This window comes from Nocardioides candidus (assembly GCF_041321175.1).
In the GTDB taxonomy this organism is placed as follows: Bacteria; Actinomycetota; Actinomycetes; order Propionibacteriales; family Nocardioidaceae; genus Nocardioides.
Genome location: NZ_JBGGWC010000009.1, coordinates 1 through 3,459, shown reverse-complemented (window position 1 = coordinate 3,459; position 3,459 = coordinate 1). Strand labels below are relative to the sequence as shown.

Annotated in this window: 1 rRNA gene; it reads left to right on the top strand. The window is 55.2% G+C overall.

The window, feature by feature from the left end:
- Positions 1–314 precede the first annotated feature (314 nt).
- Positions 315–3,433 (top strand): 23S ribosomal RNA (locus ACAX67_RS21670).
- Positions 3,434–3,459: the final 26 nt, after the last annotated feature.

Genomic DNA, 3,459 nt, shown 5'->3' with positions numbered 1-3,459 from the left:
CGACAGCTCTTGAGTGAGTGAGTAGATATGTATGGCACGCTGTTGGGTGTCTGAGGCATCAGACGCCCTCGCCCTTCTTGGGTGGGGTGCGCTGGTTGGGCTTCTTGTTTCTTGATTCCTGGATAGTGGACGCGAGCAGATCACGCAATCGGCTCTCTTTCTCATCACCTTGTAGGTGGTGGGTGGTGGGTTGTTTGTGTGTTTTGTTTGTAGTGAAATATCGTTGATTGTTTGTGTCTTGATCAATTTTTTTGCTCATTGACGCAGGCCGCTGGCGCACGCGTTTTGTTTGTTGTGTGTGTTGGTGGTTTGTGTGGCAAGTTGGTAAGGGCGCATGGTGGATGCCTTGGCATCGAGAGCCGATGAAGGACGTGGGAGCCTGCGATATGCCCTGGGGAGTTGGCAACCGAGCGTTGATCCGGGGATGTCCGAATGGGGAAACCCAGCACGAGTTATGTCGTGTTACCTGCACCTGAATGAAATAGGGTGTGTGGAGGGAACGTCGGGAAGTGAAACATCTCAGTACCGACAGGAAGAGAAAACAAAAGTGATTCCGAGAGTAGTGGCGAGCGAAATCGGATCAGGCTAAACCTACTTCGTGTGATACCTGGCAGGGGTTGCGTAGTGGGGGTTGTGGGATGTACCTGGCACCAGCTGCTGATGGTGTGCGGAGTAAGAAATCATCATTGAGGTCGAAGTCGTTGGAAAGCGGCGCCGTAGCGGGTGATAGCCCCGTAGACGTAAGGTGGTGACTCCGTTGGTGTATTCCCAAGTAACATGCCACTCCTGGAATGGTGTGTGAATCTGGCGGGACCACCCGTTAAGCCTAAATACTCCTCGATGACCGATAGCGGACAAGTACCGTGAGGGAAAGGTGAAAAGTACCCCTGGCGGGGAGTGAAATAGTACCTGAAACCGTGCGCCTACAATCCGTTGGAGCCTGACTTGTTCGGGTGACAGCGTGCCTTTTGAAGAATGAGCCTGCGAGTTAGCGGTGTGTGGCGAGGTTAACCCGTGTGGGGTAGCCGTAGCGAAAGCGAGTCTGAATAGGGCGCTTGAGTCGCACGCTCTAGACCCGAAGCGGAGTGATCTATCCATGGGCAGGTTGAAGCGCCGGTAAGACGGCGTGGAGGACCGAACCCACTTCAGTTGAAAATGGAGGGGATGACCTGTGGATAGGGGTGAAAGGCCAATCAAACTCCGTGATAGCTGGTTCTCCCCGAAATGCATTTAGGTGCAGCGTTGCGTGTTTCTTGCCGGAGGTAGAGCACTGGATAGCCGATGGGCCCTACAAGGTTACTGACGTTAGCCAAACTCCGAATGCCGGTAAGTGAGAGCGTGGCAGTGAGACTGCGGGCGATAAGGTTCGTAGTCGAGAGGGAAACAGCCCAGACCATCGGCTAAGGCCCCTAAGGGGCGGCTAAGTGGAAAAGGATGTGGAGTCGCAGTGACAACCAGGAGGTTGGCTTGGAAGCAGCCACCCTTGAAAGAGTGCGTAATAGCTCACTGGTCAAGTGATTCCGCGCCGACAATGTAGCGGGGCTCAAGCCGTCCGCCGAAGCCATGGCATCCGTGTGTCAATCCAGGCCTTTGTGGTCCAGGAGCACGGGTGGGTAGGGGAGCGTCGTGTCACGGGTGAAGCTGCGGAGTGATCCAGTGGTGGATGTGACACGAGTGAGAATGCAGGCATGAGTAGCGAATCACGGGTGAGAAACCCGTGCGCCGAATGATCAAGGGTTCCAGGGTCAAGCTAATCTGCCCTGGGTAAGTCGGGACCTAAGGCGAGGCCGACAGGCGTAGTCGATGGACAACGGGTTGATATTCCCGTACCGGCGAAATGGCGCCCATGACGAGCCCGGTGATGCTAACCACCCAAAGCATCTCTTACCGATTCCTTCGGGATGAGGGGGAGATGTGGAGCGTGGGATCCGATCCGGTAGTAGTCAAGCGATGGGGTGACACAGGAAGGTAGCCCAACCACGCCGATGGTAGTGCGTGGGTAAGCCCGTAGGGCGAGACGTAGGCAAATCCGCGTCTCTGACTTCGATGTCGTGCCTGAGAGGTGATGCCGACCCCTGATGGGGGAAGTGGGTGATCCTATGCTGTCGAGAAAAACCTCTAGCGAGCCATGAGCCGCCCGTACCCCAAACCGACTCAGGTGATCAGGTAGAGAATACCAAGGCGATCGAGACAACCATGGTTAAGGAACTCGGCAAAATGCCCCCGTAACTTCGGGAGAAGGGGGACCCGGATCGTGTAGCCGCTTGCCGGCGAAGCGTGAAGGGTCGCAGAGACCAGGCCCAAGCGACTGTTTACTAAAAACACAGGTCCGTGCGAAGTTGTAAGACGATGTATACGGACTGACTCCTGCCCGGTGCTGGAAGGTTAAGAGGACCGGTTAGACGTAAGTCGAAGCTGAGAATTTAAGCCCCAGTAAACGGCGGTGGTAACTATAACCATCCTAAGGTAGCGAAATTCCTTGTCGGGTAAGTTCCGACCTGCACGAATGGAGTAACGACTTGGGCGCTGTCTCAACCATGGACTCGGCGAAATTGCACTACGAGTAAAGATGCTCGTTACGCGCGGCAGGACGGAAAGACCCCGGGACCTTTACTATAGTTTGGCATTGGTGTTTGGTTCGGCTTGTGTAGGATAGGTGGGAGACTTTGAAGCAGCCACGCCAGTGGTTGTGGAGTCAACGTTGAAATACCACTCTGGTCGTACTAGATGTCTAACCTAGGGCCATGATCTGGTTCAGGAACAGTGCCTGATGGGTAGTTTAACTGGGGCGGTTGCCTCCCAAAATGTAACGGAGGCGCTCAAAGGTTCCCTCAGCCTGGTTGGCAATCAGGTTTCGAGTGTAAGTGCACAAGGGAGCTTGACTGTGAGACAGACATGTCGAGCAGGGACGAAAGTCGGAACTAGTGATCCGGCACCACCATGTGGAAGGGGTGTCGCTCAACGGATAAAAGGTACCCCGGGGATAACAGGCTGATCTTCCCCAAGAGTCCATATCGACGGGATGGTTTGGCACCTCGATGTCGGCTCGTCGCATCCTGGGGCTGGAGTAGGTCCCAAGGGTTGGGCTGTTCGCCCATTAAAGCGGCACGCGAGCTGGGTTTAGAACGTCGTGAGACAGTTCGGTCCCTATCCGCCGCGCGCGTAGGAAACTTGAGAAAGGCTGTCCCTAGTACGAGAGGACCGGGATGGACGAACCTCTGGTGTGCCAGTTGTACCGCCAGGTGCAGGGCTGGTTAGCTACGTTCGGAAGTGATAACCGCTGAACGCATCTAAGCGGGAAGCACGTTTCAAGATGAGGTTTCCCCACCCCTTGAGGGTGTAAGGCCCCCAACAGACTATTGGGTTGATAGGCCGGAGGTGTACAGCAGCAATGCCCAGCCGACCGGTACTAATAGGCCGAACACTTGCCACACAAACCCCCAACACAACCAACAAACC